At 37.4% G+C, this 18,661-nt stretch carries 17 protein-coding genes and 1 tRNA gene; 13 read left to right on the forward strand and 5 right to left on the reverse strand.

Annotated features, from left to right (window positions below; translation table 11 throughout):
• Nucleotides 1–97: 97 nt before the first annotated feature.
• Nucleotides 98–1,711 (reverse strand): phosphoethanolamine transferase, encoded by a 1,614-nt coding sequence (locus tag IO68_RS22245; protein WP_023012982.1) that lies wholly within the window; start codon nucleotides 1,709–1,711, stop codon nucleotides 98–100.
• Nucleotides 1,712–2,037: 326 nt separating this feature from the next.
• On the opposite strand from IO68_RS22245, the gene IO68_RS22250 reads away from it, so the two are divergent.
• The 3 genes from IO68_RS22250 to IO68_RS22260 all read left to right on the forward strand — a co-directional run bounded on the left by IO68_RS22250 (nucleotide 2,038) and on the right by IO68_RS22260 (nucleotide 7,454).
• Entirely contained in the window at nucleotides 2,038–5,142 is a 3,105-nt protein-coding gene (locus IO68_RS22250) for an efflux RND transporter permease subunit (RefSeq protein WP_023012983.1), read from the forward strand.
• Between the two features lie 303 nt (nucleotides 5,143–5,445).
• Nucleotides 5,446–6,783, forward strand: coding sequence for a magnesium transporter (mgtE, locus tag IO68_RS22255; RefSeq protein ID WP_031234739.1), 1,338 nt, complete (start codon nucleotides 5,446–5,448; stop codon nucleotides 6,781–6,783).
• Between the two features lie 77 nt (nucleotides 6,784–6,860).
• Nucleotides 6,861–7,454 carry a DUF4112 domain-containing protein gene (locus IO68_RS22260; protein ID WP_023012985.1) on the forward strand — a complete coding sequence of 198 codons (594 nt, stop codon included), beginning with the start codon at nucleotides 6,861–6,863 and terminating at the stop codon, nucleotides 7,452–7,454.
• 62 nt (nucleotides 7,455–7,516) lie between these two features.
• Here the strand turns inward: IO68_RS22260 and htpX are convergent, their stop codons facing one another.
• Together htpX and IO68_RS22270 are read right to left on the reverse strand one after the other, a co-directional pair.
• The gene (gene htpX / locus IO68_RS22265; protein WP_004878303.1) at nucleotides 7,517–8,422 is read right to left on the reverse strand and encodes a protease HtpX; all 906 of its coding nucleotides are present in this window, start codon (nucleotides 8,420–8,422) and stop codon (nucleotides 7,517–7,519) included.
• Nucleotides 8,423–8,636: 214 nt separating this feature from the next.
• Entirely contained in the window at nucleotides 8,637–9,518 is an 882-nt protein-coding gene (locus IO68_RS22270; RefSeq protein ID WP_023012986.1) for a lytic transglycosylase domain-containing protein, read from the reverse strand.
• A gap of 496 nt (nucleotides 9,519–10,014) precedes the next feature.
• On the opposite strand from IO68_RS22270, the gene ttcA reads away from it, so the two are divergent.
• Complete coding sequence (gene ttcA, locus IO68_RS22275; protein WP_004878305.1) at nucleotides 10,015–10,920, forward strand: tRNA 2-thiocytidine(32) synthetase TtcA; 906 nt, start codon at nucleotides 10,015–10,017, stop codon at nucleotides 10,918–10,920.
• A 196-nt stretch (nucleotides 10,921–11,116) separates the two neighbouring features.
• Nucleotides 11,117–11,500 carry an SCP2 sterol-binding domain-containing protein gene (locus tag IO68_RS22280; RefSeq protein WP_023012987.1) on the forward strand — a complete coding sequence of 128 codons (384 nt, stop codon included), beginning with the start codon at nucleotides 11,117–11,119 and terminating at the stop codon, nucleotides 11,498–11,500.
• Nucleotides 11,501–11,557: 57 nt separating this feature from the next.
• Here the strand turns inward: IO68_RS22280 and IO68_RS22285 are convergent, their stop codons facing one another.
• Entirely contained in the window at nucleotides 11,558–12,667 is a 1,110-nt protein-coding gene (locus IO68_RS22285; protein ID WP_023012988.1) for a transglycosylase SLT domain-containing protein, read from the reverse strand.
• Nucleotides 12,668–13,039: 372 nt separating this feature from the next.
• On the opposite strand from IO68_RS22285, the gene greB reads away from it, so the two are divergent.
• The 5 genes from greB to IO68_RS22310 all read left to right on the forward strand — a co-directional run bounded on the left by greB (nucleotide 13,040) and on the right by IO68_RS22310 (nucleotide 15,739).
• Nucleotides 13,040–13,534: a transcription elongation factor GreB gene (gene greB, locus IO68_RS22290; RefSeq protein ID WP_007481766.1), complete on the forward strand. Its 495-nt coding sequence runs from the start codon at nucleotides 13,040–13,042 to the stop codon at nucleotides 13,532–13,534.
• A 90-nt stretch (nucleotides 13,535–13,624) separates the two neighbouring features.
• Nucleotides 13,625–13,714: transfer RNA gene (locus IO68_RS22295), tRNA-Ser, on the forward strand.
• Between the two features lie 200 nt (nucleotides 13,715–13,914).
• Nucleotides 13,915–14,322 carry a J517_1871 family lipoprotein gene (locus tag IO68_RS22300; protein WP_023012989.1) on the forward strand — a complete coding sequence of 136 codons (408 nt, stop codon included), beginning with the start codon at nucleotides 13,915–13,917 and terminating at the stop codon, nucleotides 14,320–14,322.
• A 65-nt stretch (nucleotides 14,323–14,387) separates the two neighbouring features.
• The gene (locus IO68_RS22305) at nucleotides 14,388–15,005 is read left to right on the forward strand and encodes a MarC family protein (RefSeq protein WP_004878328.1); all 618 of its coding nucleotides are present in this window, start codon (nucleotides 14,388–14,390) and stop codon (nucleotides 15,003–15,005) included.
• A gap of 212 nt (nucleotides 15,006–15,217) precedes the next feature.
• On the forward strand, nucleotides 15,218–15,739 hold the full coding sequence (locus IO68_RS22310) for an acyl-CoA thioesterase (RefSeq protein WP_004878330.1): 522 nt from the start codon (nucleotides 15,218–15,220) through the stop codon (nucleotides 15,737–15,739).
• A gap of 125 nt (nucleotides 15,740–15,864) precedes the next feature.
• Here IO68_RS22310 and IO68_RS22315 read toward each other — a convergent pair whose 3' ends face one another.
• The gene (locus IO68_RS22315; protein ID WP_004878331.1) at nucleotides 15,865–16,062 is read right to left on the reverse strand and encodes a hypothetical protein; all 198 of its coding nucleotides are present in this window, start codon (nucleotides 16,060–16,062) and stop codon (nucleotides 15,865–15,867) included.
• A gap of 480 nt (nucleotides 16,063–16,542) precedes the next feature.
• On the opposite strand from IO68_RS22315, the gene IO68_RS22320 reads away from it, so the two are divergent.
• The 3 genes from IO68_RS22320 (at nucleotide 16,543) to IO68_RS22330 (ending at nucleotide 18,535) form a co-directional block, all read left to right on the forward strand.
• Nucleotides 16,543–17,547 (forward strand): CobW family GTP-binding protein, encoded by a 1,005-nt coding sequence (locus IO68_RS22320; RefSeq protein WP_023012991.1) that lies wholly within the window; start codon nucleotides 16,543–16,545, stop codon nucleotides 17,545–17,547.
• An 89-nt stretch (nucleotides 17,548–17,636) separates the two neighbouring features.
• Nucleotides 17,637–18,167, forward strand: a complete 531-nt coding sequence (locus IO68_RS22325) for a YaeQ family protein (protein ID WP_004878333.1) — start codon at nucleotides 17,637–17,639, stop codon at nucleotides 18,165–18,167.
• Nucleotides 18,168–18,193: 26 nt separating this feature from the next.
• Nucleotides 18,194–18,535, forward strand: coding sequence for an FKBP-type peptidyl-prolyl cis-trans isomerase (locus IO68_RS22330; protein WP_004878334.1), 342 nt, complete (start codon nucleotides 18,194–18,196; stop codon nucleotides 18,533–18,535).
• Nucleotides 18,536–18,661 lie beyond the last annotated feature (126 nt).

Genomic DNA, 18,661 nt, shown 5'->3' on the forward strand with positions numbered 1-18,661 from the left:
TAGTTTTGTGAAATCTATAGGATTTCTAAGGCGAATAAATAAAAACCGAGCCAATCAGTTTTACCAAAAAATAAAGCTGATTGATGAACTAAATCTTTTAAGATTTATTTTGCCAGTAAGGCCAATTTGCTTCTGGAGTAAAATGATAATTATCATCTTGCCAATAGGATTGATGGCTAGACGATTTATCTTTTAAGCCCATAATGTGCATCAGGTTATTATCTAATTCGGCGGTGTTTAATGTTTTGGTATTATTTACACCTGCGATACGTTGTCTATCCGACCACATAATGACAGGAACTTGATAACCAGCTTTGGTGTTGGGACTATGACCTGCATAGTCGATTTCATGTCCAACCTCATTACCGTGATCGGAAACTACAGTAAATGATCTAAAGTCAGGAATATGATCAGCTTGTAATGTATCCAGAAATTTAGCTAACAAAGAATCTTCGTAGAGCACGGCATTGTCATAATCATTTCTTAATGCACGAATCCAAGGATCAATGTTTCTATTCTTCAGATCTGTTTCAACTAGATCATTACTATCACTCGTAAACTTATTAAAAGCGATTGGATAGCGTTCTTGGTAGTTAGGATGTGCACCGATTAAATGAAGAATGATGAGCTTTTTAGGTGCTGGATCGGCTAACGCTTGTTGGTAAATTGGAATGAGATTTTCATCTAATGACGTGCTGCTACGACCTGAACGTTTATTCTTATAAATTGCTTGGTCTGCATAAGAGCCAAATAGAGACGAAAGGTAACTATCATCTTGGTTGCTTAACCAATAAATTTTATAACCCGCCGCACGCGCGTATGCTAAAACACTTTCAGGTGAATATTTGTCATGTTCAGCAGCGGGGCTTTCAGTGAGTAAAACACGTAAAGCATTGATGGTTGATGGTGATGGGGAAAACGCATTACAAAATACCTTGATTTCTGATAGCCGTTTTTTTAATTCTGGAGTCGTGTCACGAGAATATCCACAAACACCGAGATTTAAACTGGTTAAGCTTTCAGAAACAACCAAGACATGGGTTTGTTTACCTTGAGATTGTCTTGTTTGTATTAGGTTTTTATGAGCACTGACATCCCATTGTTTATGAACATTTTTATGCTGTTTTATGCGACCTCTAAAATCCTGAATTTTAGTCTGATAATCACTCCAAAAGACGAATGGATGTACTTTTCGAGACGGTTTCATGATATGGCTTGTCAAGCAGAGTAAAGTTAAGAAAATAATCAGGCTACGGAATAAACGACTTTGCCAAAGCTGCTGAAAATGATCTGGTTTTACAACTTTATAAATTGCGTAACTATAGAAAGCAATCAGAAGCATTAAGCCAGTGAGCACACCGATTACGGCTACTCGATGAAGCTGTAGAAACTCCCAAATTTCCTGCTGATTAGTATTGGCAATCGCTTCGATAATGAAGTACGCTTCATTATCACTACTAAATAAAAACCAAGTGCTTGATCTTAATAGGGAATCAAGTAGAAATATGAACCACCAGATCAATGAAAAACACAACCAGTATCTTTTTTTGCGTGAAATGGCTAGATAAATAAAAATCACACCAGGTAAAGATAAAAAGCCCAGACGTAAACCGTCCGATAAATTTCCTGCAAAAATGAGCAAACCACCAGTGATGAGTGCTGGAAGTAGAATAAGTAGCAGAATATTAAAACTTTTTAAGCTGGCCTTCATAAATGCCTAGTAAAATGGGTTGGAGAGAGTTAGGCGTGCTAATATCTGTTTTAGTTGATATGGTGTCAATCTTAATTTGTGAAGTATTTGATTAGACTGTAAATTAATTTATATCGCATGATTTTGATGACTCAATATTTTGGGCATCGTGTTTTATAAATGTTGTTATTTTAAAATCCATTATTTCTCCTCATTTCCTTGTATTTTGAAATGATATGTTAAAAGAGATAGCGTTTACTTGATTGCTCGGTAATGATCACAAACGCAACTCCCAAAATGATTATCATTTGAAAAATTGACTGTTTCAGCATATGGAATGAACAGCCATGCTATCTAAGTTTTTTATTGAGCGTCCGATCTTTGCAACCGTGCTAGCGATTTTGGTGATGGCATTTGGTATTTTTTCGACACTCAATCTCCCTGTTGAACGTTATCCCGATATTGCCCCTCCTCGAATTACCGTTGCTGCGACTTATAGTGGTGCTGATGCACAAGCGGTTGAAGATAGCGTGACACAGGTGCTTGAACAGCAGATTAAAGGGATTGATCATTTACTGTATTTTAGTTCCAGTAGCGATGCGAGCGGAAATAGCAGAATCAGTTTGTACTTTAAGCAAGGTACTGATCCTGATCAAGCACAAGTTCAAGTGCAAAACGCAGTTAATGGTGCAATTAATCGTTTACCAGAAGATGTACAACGTCAAGGCGTGAATGTTAGAAAGTCATTAAGTGACTCTTTCATGGTCATCGGTCTTGGAGATAAATCTGGCCGATCAACAAATATCGATATTTCTGATTACTTAACCAATAATTTTGAGTTAAATCTCAGCCGTATTGAAGGAATTGGCGAGGTCAATGTTTTTGGTTCGCAATATGCAATGCGGATTTGGCTTAATCCTCAAAAATTACAAAGCTATCAATTACAGGTCAGTGATGTTCGCACTGCGATTGAAAATCAAAATACACAAGTTGCTGCTGGTGCGGTTGGTGATTTACCGACGATAGATAATCAATATCTCAATGCTAAAGTAACCTCAGGTTCACTATTACGTACCCCTGAACAGTTTGAAAATATTGTTATAAAAGCTAATACAGATGGCAGTTTTGTTTATCTCAAAGATGTAGCACGGGTTGAGGTCGGTGCTGAAAATTACCAAGTCTTTAACCGCTTAAATGGCCATCCTGCTTCTGGTCTATCTTTATCATTAACAGTCGGTGCAAATGTGATGCAAGTTGCCGATGCTGTATATAAAGAAGTAGCACGCTTAGAGAAAACTTTACCAGAAGGATATTTTGTTGTTTATCCACGAGATGATACACCTTTTGTAAAAGAGTCAATGTCACAAGTCGTTTCAACATTAGTTGAGGCAATAGGGCTGGTTGTGCTTGTGATGTTTATTTTCTTACAAAACTGGCGAGCTACATTAGTTCCAGCAGTGACAGTACCCGTTGTAATTTTGGGAACTTGCGCAGTTCTTGCCGTTCTTGGTATGAGCATTAACACACTGACTTTATTCGCCATGGTATTAGCGATTGGCTTATTGGTTGATGATGCGATTGTCGTGGTGGAGAATGTAGAGCGTTTAATGCATGAACAGCTGCTAACCGCGAAACAAGCTGCTATTCAATCAATGCAAGAAATCAGTGGAGCTTTGGTGGGGATCACGCTGGTATTGACGGCCGTCTTTATTCCGATGTCGTTTTTTAGTGGTGCGACGGGGATCATCTATCGACAGTTTTCGATTACGCTGGTTGTTGCGATGGGGTTGTCCCTGTTAGTGGCTTTGATTTTGACTCCTGCTTTGTGTGCAATTCTATTGCAACCACAACAAAAACAAGCACGCTGGGCTGTCTGGTTTAATAAAAGTTTAGATTATATTAAAGCATGCTATCTCAATGTTGCTAGTAAGGTGATTGGTATTAAAGCGATCGCTTTGATTGTGATGTCTTTATTAATCTGCAGTTTTATTTGGATTTATCGTGATTTGCCAACCAGTTTTTTACCTCAAGAGGACCAAGGCTTATTAGGTGTGCAGTTTAGCCTCCCGCAAGGTTCGCCGATGAGCAAGACTGAAGAGGTTGGTAAGGTTGTTTCTGACTATTTCCTTGAGAATGAAAAAGAAAATTTAAATGGTGTGATGGTCATTCACGGAAGAAATTTTTCAGGAACGGGTCAAAATTTAGGGCAAGCTTTTATATCGTTAAAACATTGGGACGATCGTAAGGGAACTGAAAACAGCGCACAGCAAATTCGTGCCAGAGCAATGAAATATTTCTCTAAAAATAATCAAGCTCGCATCATGGTGGTCATGCCTTCAGTGATTCGTGGTCTAGGTAATTCAGATAAAATTGACTTTTGGTTGCAAGATATCAAAGGCTCAGGACGTGACAGTTTGGTCGATTCTTTTAAAGAATTGCAGCAGCAAAGTAATGCAATTGATTCTGTAGAAAATCTAGATAAAAAAGGGAATGATGACCAAGCTGTTTTAAATATCAAAATTGATCATAAAGCAGCAATGATCCATGGTCTGAATGTTAGTGAAATCAATAGAACTTTATCTACTGCTTGGAGTGGTAGTTACATCAATGATTTTATTGATCGTGGGCGAATCAAACGGGTTTATTTACAAGGTGATGCTCCATATCGTTCAAAACCAGAAGATTTAAGTGTTTGGTATGTAAAAAATGCCAATGGGCAAATGGTGCCATTTAATCAGTTTAGTCAGATTGATTGGCAAGGCGCACCACCGATGCTTGAGCGTTTTATGGGTTATCCTGCAATTAGTTTAGATGCTGACGCAGCGAATGGCTTTAGTAGTGGACAAGGAATGCAGGCAATTCAAGGTTTGGTTGATCAAATGCCAGATGTTGGCTTGGCTTGGAGTGGATTGTCTTATCAAGAACAACAGTCTAGCAATCAAGCAATTTGGTTGTATCTCATCTCTGTCGCCTTTATTTTCTTATGCTTGGCTGCGCTCTATGAGAGTTGGTCAATTCCATCGGTGGTGATGGCTGCAATTCCGCTTGGTGTTGGTGGAACGATTATTTTTAGTTATTTGTTTGGTTTTGCCAACGACATCTATTTTCAGATTGCATTACTCACCACAATTGGTTTGTCATGTAAAAATGCCATTTTAATGGTGGAATTCGCTGCAAGTCTGCAACAACAAGGAAGAAGTAGCTTGGATGCTGCACTCGAGGCAGCAGGTTTGCGTCTTCGTCCAATTCTGATGACATCGATTGCTTTTGGTGCTGGTGTGATCCCACTTATGTTCTCAAGCGGTGCAGGGGCATTAAGTCGACAAGCAATTGGTTACAGCGTATTTGGTGGGGTGGTGTTCGGAACGATTTTAGTACTGATCTTTATTCCATTTATGTATGTACTAGTCACCACTTTGTTTAAACCGAAAATAAAAACTGAAACGATCTAGTCAAATGACTTGTATTACTCATCAATGAACAGTTCAAGTTGAAAGTCATTCGCCTCTTCACAATTTGAATTGTTCATTTTTGTTGTCTAAGTTGAGAATAAAAAGAAATATTTGTAGTATTGCCGTGCCGTATAAGCGGTTAAATGAGGATTAATTCCCTAAATGGACACGCAGAGTTGTAGTTTTTCTAAAATTACATATTTTTATATTGATCAAAGTCAGAATGAAGAGCGCTTAACGGCAGTACAATAATGAACTGTCTTTGAATCTTCATTACTGATGATTTGTAGTGAAGAGGCAGACATGAGCTACAACAATTTTTTATATTTATTAAGTGATGCATTAAAGAATAATCACATTGAACTTGCCCTTGAGTCAATTAAAACGTTCAAGGCCGTAGATATTGCTGATGTATTGACACAGTTATCTATTGATCAAAGTCAGTTGTTACTCAAACATTTGCCTGAACGTGCTTATGTTTTTTCCTATCTTCCCCCAAATGAGCAAGTGAAATTAGCCAAAGTTATGCCAAGAAATACCTTGGCAGAAATTATTGGTGAAATGTCTTCTGATAAACGTGCCGATGTTTTTAAGTGTTTAGACGAAGAGCAACAAAATGCATTGCTTCCAGCTTTAGCTCAAGCCGAACGTGAAGATATCCGCCAGTTGTCTTCTTACATGGAAGGTACGGCAGGGGCGATCATGAGCTCTGAATATGCAACCTTAAAACCGCAGATGATGGTGAAAGATGCGATTAAGATGTTGCGATTAGAAGCACCTGACACAGAGACCATTTACTTTGCTTATGTCTTAGATGAAGCACGAAAAATTTTAGGTGTTTTGTCATTAAAACAGCTCATTCTTGCTGCCGAAGAACAAAACATCAATGAGCTTATGGTCACTGATGTTTTAACTGCTTATGTGGATACTGATCAAGATGAGGTTGCAAAGACTATTGCTCGTTATGATTTATTGGCACTGCCAATTATTGATCGACAAGGCATGATGGTGGGAATCGTAACCTATGATGATGCAATGGATGTCGCAAGTGAGGAAGCTACAGAAGACTTCTTAAAGGTGGGAGCGGTCAATGCATCTACTAAATTAAGCATCAAATCTGCGCCGATTTTGCAGCTATACCAAAAACGTGTGTTTTGGTTGGTATTCTTAGTGTTTGGTAGCTTACTTTCTGGTATCGGGATTGCACATTATGAAGATGTCATTGCACAGAACTTAGTACTGGTCTTTTTCTTACCTTTGTTAGTTGGTAGCGGCGGAAATGCAGGTTCACAATCCTCTACACTTATGGTTAGAGCTTTAGCAACAGGTGATGTTCAATTCAAAGATTGGTTTAATCTACTCGGACGCGAGAGCCTTGTTGCATTATGTTTGGGCGGTACAATGGCAGTCGCGGTATCATTACTTGGATATTTTCGAGGGGATGAAATGGTTGCGTTGGTATTGGCTCTTAGCATGATGGGTATTGTGTTAATGGGCTGTTTAATTGGCATGAGCCTACCGTTTATTTTAAATAAGCTTGGGCTTGATCCTGCTAGTGCATCCGCACCTTTGGTGACATCGATTTGTGATGCAACAGGCGTCATCGTGTACTTATTTATTGCTTCGATGATTTTATTCTAGTAAGTAATAATAATTGTACCGACAAAACTAAAAAACTACTTTATTCTCAATACATAAACGTTGTTTAGGTTAAATGAATGTCTAATCAGACCCAACAAAAAAAATTAACTCAACAGCAAGCAATTGCTGTTGAACGGGACTTAGCTAAATTTGCAAATACGATGGATAGTTTGGTGCGTATCCCATTTACTAAGCAAGGTGTGGGCGCCGATGCTGCGTTAAGTACAGTTCCTTTTGCAGGTGATATCGCTGGATTTATTTTGACACTTTATGCTTTTAAAAAAGCACGAGAGGTTGGAGTTCCTCAACATAAATTAAATGGGGTGGTTAAATTAGCCATCATGGATATGTTGGTTGGATTCGTACCAATCGTTGGAACCTTATTTGATGTATTTATTCGCCCAAGTCGCAAGACATTAGAAATCGTACATGATCATATTCGTGAGGAATATCAGGTTGACAATGATATTCATGTGGTACATCCATTCTTACATGAGTCTTTAGAGCAAAAGCAAAAAACCTCAGCTTTTTGGCGAAATCCTATCGTAAGCTGGATTTGGTTACGTATTCCAGACTTATTAGGAATAGCCGTTGTTTTGTTATTACTGATTGCACTATGGGCTGGTTTTAGCTATGCATGGCAGCTCTATCAATCTTTCAAAGCTAGTTAACGAATTTGTGATTAAAACAATAAAGCCTCCAAATGGAGGCTTTATTTTTCATCTATTTTTGATTATTGAACATTTAATTGCTGTAACGCAGCAACACGTTGTTCAATTGTTGGGTGGGTTTGGAATAAAGCTGCTAAGCTAAAACCTTGTTCCTTACCTTCCGCAATTGCAAATGCTTTCATTTCTTTAGGCATTTGATCAGGCATTTCAGATTCTGCTTGTAAGCGAAGTAATGCAGAAATCATTGCCTGTTTACCTGCTAAGCGTGCGCCAGCTTCATCTGCGCGATATTCACGTTGACGAGAGAACCACATCACAATCGCAGACGCCAAAATACCGAATACGATATCAAGTACGATGGTAATCGCAAAATATGCAAGACCGGGTGCTTCACCATCTTCACGACCAAACACATTACGATCAATAAAGTCACCAGCAATACGTGCAAAGAACATGACGAAGGCGTTTACAACACCTTGAATCAAAGCAAGTGTCACCATATCGCCGTTAGCAACGTGACCAATCTCATGTGCAAGTACTGCACGAAGCTCATCTTTATTCATACGCTCTAATAAGCCTGTCGAAACAGCTACCAGCGCATCATTTTTATTCCAACCAGTCGCAAATGCATTTGACTGATAAGATGGGAAAATACCAACCTCAGGCATGTTAATACCTGCACGTTGAGAGAGTTGAGCAACTTCTTGTAATAACCACGCTTCAGCCTGATTACGAGGTGCATTAGGGTCGATTAATTCAGTTCCAGTGGTTTTTTTAGCCATCCACTTTGACATGAGTAGGGAAATAATCGAACCCACCATACCAAACACAAAACAGACGACTAATAGGTTGCCTAGGTTTAAGCCACCCGCGCCATGGTAACTACCGACACCGAAGAGTGACAAAATAATGCCAGCTACAACCAGTACCGCGAGGTTGGTAAGCAAGAACAAACCAATCCGCATCATTGAGAAAACCCTCTTATAGAGAAAAAGTGATCTGATTTACAAATTATAAATCATAACGTTAATATGCAGGGTGAACCCTAAAAATTCAAGCAAAAATTATGTGCAGATACATTTAGCTAATAAAATAATGAATTAGCAGAGAAACAGTTACTTAAAAGTCATTTTGATCAAAAATAGATAACAAAATCATCACATGAGAATTGGTTATAGATTCTTAATCACTCAAACGGATGTGCGCGGAAGCGACGGCATTTGCTGTGGTATAGGTTCCAGCTGGCGCATCCGTAAAAGTACCATCAGCAAGTGTGATAATTTGACGATTATATTGTTTAGGTGGCGGAGTGGCGGTTGGAGAGCTTGAATTGTTAGAACTCGTGTAGTTGGCTGATTGCGCTAATACTTGCCCTGTCTGATTATTATTACTTGATTCTGAAAGATTAGTACCTAAACCTGAAGCATAAAGATTTTGGTATCTACTGGTGACGCGACGGACGTAATCCTGTGTTTCACGGAAAGGGGGAATCCCGCCGTATTTATCAACATTGCCTTCACCTGCGTTATACGCTGCGATTGCAAGACGTGTATCACCATTAAAACGCTTGAGAAGCCAACTAAGGTATTTGGCCCCTGCAAAGATATTTTGTTGCGGATCATAAGCATTGCTGACATTAAAACGACGCGCAGTGGCAGGCATTAATTGCATCAATCCTTGAGCACCTACAGGCGAACGTGCCTTGATATTAAAACCAGACTCAGTATGCATAACGGCTTTAATGAGGCCTTCTGAAACACCATGTTGTTGTGCGGCTTGTCGAATCAGCTGATCAAAAGCATTTTTATTGCGGCTATAACTAGGCAATACAGATGCTTCACTTGCTCCCCAATTTGAATAGCTATGAATATTACTATCAGGGTAGTAAGTTGCTTTGACAACTTTTAAATGACTATATTCAGCTTTCTTCTTGTTTGTGAGTAGGGTTGTGCCATTGGTATCTTTAAATTGATAAATCGTCTGCCCAGCGTAAGCTGACACTGAACTATTTAGAAAACCGATTGTCCCCAAGCAAAGGGCAAAAAAATAAGTTGTTTTATCCATCGTTATAATATTCACAAAACATATGCTTAAGTTCTTCACAGCAGTTTAACAAAAAAAATCATAAAAAGTACTTTGACTACAATTTTTTTATTTTTCACTGTCTAACAAAAAGCAAGTCATTTTGTTCGAATGTTCAGCAAAAAAAAATTAAATATTTTTTTTGAAAAGTAACTATTGACTTATTTAAGTTATTGATTTTATTTTAATAAAAACATTGGTTAAAAAACGATCAATTTAATGCGAAGCCTTATTTTAAGATAAAAGCACTTTGTCAATAGCTAAGAAATCCACAATTTTATCCACAGCTTTTGTGGAAAACTGTGGAAAAGTTTGAAATATAAGCAATCCAGACAATTTGTATTTATTTTGATCACAATTTATCTAGTATGAAATCGAAATATGACGATTGAAAGAAATTGAAAAATTCTTTAGATGCGCAATTTTTCGGAATGAGATAAAATCTGTCGGTTATTTTGTTTATGAGTAAATCACGTCTATGTACGCGCCAGTGGAGTCCAACCAAGGATTTAATTTCAAGCCAGAACTTCCGACAAGTTCAGCGTATTATCGTTTGTTGAAAAAGCTTCGTCGTCAAGTAGGGCATGCAATTCGTGATTACAATATGATCGAAGATGGCGATAAAGTCATGGTTTGCGTATCTGGCGGGAAAGACAGTTATACCTTGCTCGATATCTTGTTGCAGTTCAAAAGAATTGCACCGATCAATTTTGACATTGTTGCGGTAAACCTTGACCAAAAGCAACCAGGTTTTCCTGAGGACGTTTTGCCACGTTATATGGAAGAGAACAAGATTCCATATTACATCCTTGAAAAAGATACCTATACCATTACTAAACGTTTAACACCTGAAGGCAAAACATATTGTGCTGTGTGCTCGCGTTTACGTCGTGGTTCGCTTTATGGCTTTGCTCAAGAGATTGGTGCAACTAAAGTTGCATTAGGTCATCACCGTGATGACATCATGGCGACTTTCTTCTTGAACCTATTCCATGGAGGAAGTTTAAAAGCGATGCCGCCAAAACTTCTTTCATCGGATAAAAAGAATATCTTAATTCGTCCTTTAGCATATGTAGAAGAAAAGGACATCATTAAATATGCTGAATTACGTCAGTTCCCAATCATTCCGTGTAACTTATGTGGTTCCCAAGAGAACTTACAGCGTGCGATTATCAATGATATGTTACGTGAATGGGATAAGCAGCATCCAAAACGTTTACACAGTATCTTCGGCGCTTTACAGAACGTTTCACCGTCACAATTAGCGGATCGTGATTTATTCGATTTTGAAGCCTTAGATGGTCAACGTGAGTTTGATATGAAAGATCCAGAAGAGATGAAAAACCGTCTTGATGTGGTAAATCTGAGTTTTGCAGCTGAGTAAAATGTAAAATTTTTTAAAAGGCACTTTATTAAGTGTCTTTTTTTTATAATTTTTTTAAAAATTGAATAGTGCGTACAAAAAATCATAGCCTAAAATAAAAATTACATGCTATAACAGGGCACGAGCAAATTGCTTCATGAGATGTCGTCTGGATAGCCGGCACAAGAAATTGAACAAATACATTTGAGGAATAATCATGGCTGCATTTTTAACTGATGATTGGTTTGCAACTGTTGAAAAACTTACTGCTGAAGCGGGTGATTTAAACTTACCACCAGCGCTTGCGAATTTAGCGATTAACTTAATTGTAACAGATGCAGCTGGTAACACCGAATTAGCTTTAGATGCAGGTAAAATCCAAAAGGGTTTGTCTTCAAATGCTAAAACTACTCTAAATATGGATGCTGAAACTTTACGTAAAGTTTTCCTTGAGTTTGATATGGCTGCTGCGATGCAAGCATTCATGACGGGTAAAATCAAAGTACAAGGCGACATGTCTCAGCTTATGGCTTTACAAACTGCTAAGCCAAGCCAAGAGCAAAAAGATTTATTCAAGAAAGTACTTGAGCAAACTGCTTAATTTATTTTCGCATAAAAAAAGCTTACCAAATGGTAAGCTTTTTTTATGCCTATTGGGTTAGACCTCAATACGATTATTGGTTTTCATGTGCTCTAAATAAGTACGGATACGCGTGACATATTGTAAAGCTTGCTTATAACGACCATTACGTGCTTTGTTACGCTCTAAATAGTCATACAGGTTAACCCATTGTTTTGGATCTTTACCTTGTGCTTTGATACGTTTCTGAATCTGGTTCACTGCACCAGGCCCCATATTATAAGCGACTAGGGCATACCAGTTACGATCCGGAAAAGGGATGTCATCGTATTGATCTAACATCAAATCATAATACTTAGCACCACCTTGGATACTCTGTACCGGATCAGTACGATTAGTCACACCCATTGCTCGAGCAGTACCGCTCGTTAGCATCATTAGGCCTCGTACACCCGTGGGAGATACCGATGTAGGTTTTAGATAAGACTCTTGATAACCAATCGCGGCTAAGAGATGCCAATCTAAATCATACTTTGCAGCACTTTGCTTAAAGCTGGCTTTATAAATCGGTAAACGCTGATTTAAATCTTTCTGAATCGTTGACCATGACTCTGGTTTTACCACATTTCGATTATAAAAAGATGCTAACTGTTGTGTAGTACCAGCTTGCTTACTTTGGCAAACAAAACTACTTGCTGTTAAAGTAAGAGGATCATCTGCTTGTTTAAAGACCCAATTCAATTGAGGATTTAAACCATTTTTACTTAAAGTACCTTGATCGCCACAACTCGCTGAAAATGAAACAAGCTGTTTAGCCTCAATCGAAGCAAGGTTCGCTGTAGTCATCGCAAGATTTGCTTTACCTTGTGCTACCCATTTTAATGCGGTGGCATTATCAGGTACGGTTTTAAAATCAAGTTTTACATTCAGGCTCTGTGCGTAGTTACGTGCTAAGTCATAACCAAAACCATGTAAGAACTGACCTTCTTTAAAAACTGTGGTTGGATTTTCAACTGCAACGACAGTTAAAACATTTGTGTTTACAACAGTGTTGTATTGATGCGATTTTTCTGCATTCAAGCTATTAAAAGGTAGAATCGCAACACCTAAGGCTAAAGCTTGAAATGGACGTTTGGAAGATAAAGAGTTAAGGCTAGGCCTAGACCCAGAACTTGAATTACTGTGCATGTTGTCTCCGCTACAGGTAATTTATGCCCTAAAAGCTCAGCAAAACACGGCTTTAGCTTTTTAAAGTTGATAAATTCAATAAGGGGTGGGCAAGTCATGAACGTCATTCAAAATGACATTGAGTTAAAGGGACGCAATGTAAATGTTTCACAACATTTACAAAAAGTATAAAAAATAAACAAAAACTAACTTAGGGGCGCATAATAAGCGTCAAAAAAGTGATTGTCAAATTTTGAACAATAAAAAAGAGAGAAATACATCACAAACATCTGATTTGAAAAAGAATAAAATTTATACACTTTAGCGATGGTTAAATAAGGAATACAATGCAAAAACTTGTAAGTAAAATGTTGTATTAGCGTATTTTTAACTATGAAATCGAATTTAATTACTCGCACTGGACATGATTTATTAGTTGCTGAGCTAAAAAAACTTTGGCATGACGAGCGACCTGAAATTACCAAAAAAGTAAATTGGGCAGCAAGTTTAGGCGATCGATCGGAAAATGCAGATTATCAGTATAATAAACAATTGCTTAGGAAAATTGATCGACGTGTTAGATATCTGGGTAAGCGCTTAGAAGAATTAAAAATTGTCGATTATGTGCCCGAACAGGACGGAAAAGTATATTTTGGGGCTTGGGTTGAAATAGAAAATGATCAGGGTGAGCAGAAAACACTCAGAATTGTTGGAGTTGATGAAATTTATGACCATCATCCACAGCATATCTCAATTGAGTCTCCAATGGCTAAAGCTTTACTCAGTAAACAAGTCGATGATGAGGTCGAAGTTCATACGCCATTAGGAAAAAAACTTTGGTATATCAATTCAATTCGATATGAAAAGCACGAAGATTCATCAAATTAGCAACTTTTGATTTTATTTTGAGCGTTCGGTGTAGTTTTTTAAATAAAAGATTTGCCAAGTTGAATTTTTATTTATATGATAGCCGCCATTGGAAGCGTGGCAGAGCGGTTTAATGCACCGGTCTTGAAAACCGACGAGGGTGTGAGTCCTCCGTGAGTTCGAATCTCACCGCTTCCGCCAAATACTTAAAAAGCCTTTGTGAAAACAAAGGCTTTTTATTTTTTGGAATCAGAAAAAATTTGCATCTTAATGATCAGAAAAATAAAAGAATATTTATCCTTCAAGTTTACATTTCAAATACTACTTAAATACATCCTATGTAAATTTGAACATAACGAATATGTAAAAATTATTTGTTTAGATGTCGTTAGGAGTTGCTTGTGCGGAAATTGTTTTTATCCAGTGTTTTATTAATGACTTTAGCTGGATGTACTTCTATAACTACAACGACACCTACACAATTTAATAATCTCGCTACGACCCAATTGCCATTTTCAGGGAGTTGGTCTGGAAAAGTTGGTGAGAGTTGGTCTGTACTAAAGCTCGACCCACAAGGTAAAGGCTTATTATGTATGGATGATCGCAAAGATCTGATTTCATATAAGGTAAAGCTTGTGGATGATGTACTTTATACGGATCAAGGTGCTAAGTTTAAAGTTAAAGAGCTTAACTATCAGCAAGCAAACCTATATATGAGCTTGTTAGGCGTAGGAGCGACTTTAAGTTTAGATAAAGATGATCAGCTTCAGAATGCAACTAATAAATGCAGACAATTGATAAAATCTTAAAGGTGAATCGTTGGGCATCATTTCAATCGAGATGATCAAAAAGTTGAACAAATAATAGGATGTTTATGTTTTCTACATATATTCATGCATTTGCACTATTTTTCTCATTACTGAATCCCTTTCTAATGAGTGTTTACATGATTGGGATGATTCGAAATACTGACGCAAAGGTATTTAGTAAAGCCTTAATACAAGGCTGTTTCATTGCCTTTGCAGTATTCGTCTTATTTGCATGGGGTGGGGAAAGTATTTTTAGTCGCTATCTAAATGTTAGATTTGAGTCTTTTCAAATTTTTGGTGGGTTGATTTTCTTGGTGATTGGCTATCGTTATGTTTTTCAGGGCGCAGAAACCATTGGTGAAATGCGCGGTGCTCCCGAACATTTAGCTGGGACAATTGCCATGCCATTTATGATTGGACCAGGCACAATTAGTGCTGCTGTTGTAACAGGTATAAGTGTACCCTTTACTGGGGCAATGGCTGTGATCGCAGTGACTTTGATACTAACTTGTAGCATTCTTATTTTAATGAAATTTGCTCATGACCATTTACGTTATAAACATGCCAAATATATCGACCGTTATTTTGATATTGTTGGGCGTTTATCTGCTTTGCTAATTGGTACGATTGCGATTGATATGATTGTGAATGGTATAACTGGCTTGATACAGACAACGAATTAATGTTCAAGTTTCTGTATAATAGGTATTTTTATCTGAAATGTGATTTTTATAATGAATGACAAATCAGATAAAAATGACCTTGATGTAATCATTTTGAAATACTAAATAAGAAGAGTATAAAAATAATTGATGGTAATTTGATCATTTTTGCATATGTTTACATGAATTAATACATCATAATAATGGGGTTGCGTATTTTACGAGTTTTACTCATGTCTCCTTTAGACCAATTAAATCAAGCACCTGATGATCAGTCGGAATTGACGATGTCAGTTTTAATGACACCAGATATGGCAAATTTCTCAGGTAATGTTCATGGTGGAGCAATTTTAAAATTACTCGATCAGGTTGCATATGCTTGCGCGAGTCGTTATTCAGGTAGTTATGTAGTAACTTTATCCGTTGATAAAGTAAATTTTAAAGAGCCAATTTATGTTGGTGAATTGGTCACTTTTTTAGCGAGTGTAAATCATGTCGGTCGTACTTCTATGGAAGTCGGAATTCGAGTTGAAGCGCAGAATATTCAAAAGCGAACGATTCGTCATACCAACACGTGCTATTTCACTATGGTTGCTGTTGATGAGGAGCGTCAACCTAAACAAGTTCCAGCATTAAATTTAGATACGGATTGGAAGCGTTGTCGCTTTGAAGCGGCAGAGCAGCGTAAAGTTCATCGTTTAGAAGAAGTACAGCAACCTTCGTGTAGTATTTTCAAAAAATCAACGCAATGTTGATTTAAGCACTTTGTCACTTGAAAATAAAAAGATCGAACCGCAGCATGGTTCGATCTTTAACATTAATCATGCGATAAACATAATTAATGGCGCTTAAAAGTTCTGGAGGAACCTTTTAGTCTAATTTAGTTTGTTGCAGTTGGTGCTGAAGCAGGTGCTTCGCTTGCAGTCGCATCAGTAGCAGCTTGACCTTGAGTTTCTGGTTGCTCTTGAGTAGACACTACAACTTTGTCTTCAGTTTCCGGAGCTTGTTGAGGTGCAGCAAAAGTTGATGCAGCAGCAAGAGTTAATGAAGCAGCTAATAATGATTTAATAAGTTTCATGTTTGGCATCCTTAATTTCATTTAAAATAACAGCTGAAGTTTGATTCATTTGCGGTATGCAAAATCTCGCATTTCGGCATGAGGTCAATGCTAAGTGCCAATATTTTTTACATCAATATCCTTAACAATCTTTTACGACTAGCTTAACAATATGAAATAATAATTAACTTTATGTTGCTGCATTGTAAGTAAATGAGCATATCAAGCATGATAAAATGTATGAAAATATGTAATTTAGATTAAAAAATAGGCTCTAATTTTACGTGTTTAGAACATTCGATGATTAATATCCGCTTTTTCTGAATTGTATAAAACTATTGTTTTATCAATATTGATAATAATATTAGATTATAAGTGATAACTATTTATCATAATGTGATAAAAATGAGTTTTGTGTTTTATTATGCTGGAAAGTTAAATTAGCTGCATTTTTATAAACTTTATCTATAAAATATTTAAAAAATTCATTTTGAGAACTATGTGAAACTGATTGCTTCTCGTGCTGTGCCTACACATATTATTTCTGGTTTTCTTGGTGCAGGAAAAACAACGCTGCTTCAACATTTATTAAGTCAAAAGCCAGAAAATGAAGTTTGGGCAGTATTAATGAATGAGTTTGGTCAAATAGGGGTAGATCAACAGTTAATTTCTCAACAGCAAGGCTATGCAGTCAAAGAACTATTAGGTGGCTGTCTTTGTTGCAGTAGTCAACTTCCAATGCAAATTGCACTGTCTCGATTATTAAGTGAAAGTAAACCTGATCGCTTATTTATAGAGCCGACGGGATTGGGGCATCCAGCACAATTGTTAGAACAGTTAACTGAGCCGCATTGGCAAAAGACACTGGATATGCGTGCTTTAGTCATCGTTGTTGACGGTAGTCGTTTACATGATCAAGCGTGGGTTGAACAAAATTTATATACCGACCAGCTCAAAGCCGCACAAATTGTCGTGATTTCTCATGTAGATTGTATGAATGATGAGGATAGAGTAGCCTATTTAGAGTTGAAACAAGAATATCAAACCTATGTGCGGCATTGGATTGAGGCTGATCATGGTATTGTAAATATTCAGCAGCTCGATATGATTCAGCAACCCTTACAGCGGAAAATACAACCTTTATTAAAACAACAAACTATGCAGGCAAATAGTGAAGATGTACCTGCCATAAAACAACTTCCATACCATTATGTTGAAACGTCACAGGGCTATACGGTGGCAGGTTGGAAATTACCCAAACGTTGGCAATTCAAGTTTTATGATTTATTAGATTTGTTCTGTGCGCAGCAAGATTGGGTACGTATCAAAGGGATTTTTAATACAGACCAAGGTTGGAAAAGTTTTAACTTCAATCCGCAGCAGTTTAATTATAAATCTGTAGAAGAGAGCATTGATAATCGAGTAGAGATTATTTGCCAATCAAATCAAGATTGGTTGTTGTTTGAAACGGAATTATTGGCTTGTCGTTTAAATGAAGCAGAATAAAACAACCAGATCGAATCATCTCATTCTTCTGCTAAAAATAGAGTATGCTTAGCGCCAAATTTTATGTTCCCCTGATTTGGAAAGTTGTAATGGCATTAAAAGCAACGATATATAAAGCAGATATTAACATCGCCAATATGGATGATCATATCTATGCAGATTACCAGTTAACACTTGCCTTGCATCCATCTGAAACAATTGAGCGTTTGATGGTGCGTATTCTTGCTTATGCACGTTATGCTGATGAAGGTCTAGAATTCACTAAGGACTTATTCGAGACTGATGAACCAGCACTTTGGCAAAAAGATTTAACGGGCTTGCTTGAGAAATGGATTGAGGTAGGGTGTCCATCTGAAGATAAAGTTAAAAAAGCCAGTGCACGTTGTAAGCAAGTCGCTATTGTCACCTATGGATCACAGGCAAATGATTGGTGGCAGAAAAATACCAAGATCAAGACGTTAAGTAATGTTGAAGTTTGGCAGCTTACACCTGAAACAACAGAAGCACTTGAACAATTATGTGAGCGAACGATGCAACTCCAACTCAATATTATGGATGGTGAGTGGACGCTGCTTAGTGATAAAGGCCAAGTTGATATACAGTGGCAAAAGTTACAGTAACACATTAAGGTTAGTTGGAGAGAGAAATGAGTGCAGAACTAGAAATTATTGATTTAAAAGTCGGTGAAGGAAAAGAAGCTGTTAAAGGTGCTTTGATTACGACTCACTATACAGGATGGTTAGAGGATGGCACAAAGTTTGATTCCTCTCTTGATCGCGGCAACTATTTTGAAACTGTAATTGGAACAGGGCGGGTTATTAAAGGCTGGGATCAAGGCATCATGGGAATGCGTGTAGGTGGAAAACGTAAACTCATCGTTCCAGCGCATTTGGCTTATGGTGAACGGAAGATGGGTAAAATTATTCCCGCCAATTCAAATCTAATTTTTGAAATTGAATTATTTGATGTAAAAACCCGAGATCAATAATAAAAATTTAAGATCAAACACTCGTAAAAAAGCCTGTTTTTTCGGTTTAATTACGAGTGTTTTAATCGGGTACAAAAAATATACAAACCATTTTTTCTAACAAATTCTATTATTTTGAATTATAAA

It is taken from the genome of Acinetobacter sp. COS3 (assembly GCF_000475335.1).
GTDB lineage: Bacteria > Pseudomonadota > Gammaproteobacteria > Pseudomonadales > Moraxellaceae > Acinetobacter > Acinetobacter venetianus.